Here is a 449-nt window from a genome sequence, read left to right as displayed (position 1 = left end):
TGCTCCCACTGCTTGTACGTACACGGTTTCAGGTTCTATTTCACTCCCCTCGCCGGGGTTCTTTTCGCCTTTCCCTCACGGTACTGGTTCACTATCGGTCAGTCAGGAGTATTTAGCCTTGGAGGATGGTCCCCCCATATTCAGACAGGATGTCACGTGTCCCGCCCTACTCATCGAGTTCACAGAATGCGTGTTTTGGTGTACGGGACTATCACCCTGTACCGTGCGACTTTCCAGACGCTTCCACTAACACACAAACTGATTCAGACTCTGGGCTCTTCCCCGTTCGCTCGCCGCTACTGGGGGAATCTCGGTTGATTTCTTTTCCTCGGGGTACTTAGATGTTTCAGTTCCCCCGGTTCGCCTTGCATGGCTATGTATTCACCATGCAATAGTGCAACGAATTGCACTGGGTTTCCCCATTCGGGTATCGTCGGTTATAACGGTTC

1 rRNA gene is annotated in these 449 nt (G+C 52.1%); it reads right to left on the bottom strand.

What is annotated here, in order from left to right:
* Positions 1–449, bottom strand: a 23S ribosomal RNA gene (locus YALDO0001_RS19495); the annotation flags it as partial.

Source organism: Yersinia aldovae ATCC 35236, from assembly GCF_000173735.1.
Taxonomy (GTDB): Bacteria; Pseudomonadota; Gammaproteobacteria; order Enterobacterales; family Enterobacteriaceae; genus Yersinia; species Yersinia aldovae.
Note: the sequence above shows the minus strand (reverse complement) of the source record. Positions and strands in the feature narration are given on the sequence as shown.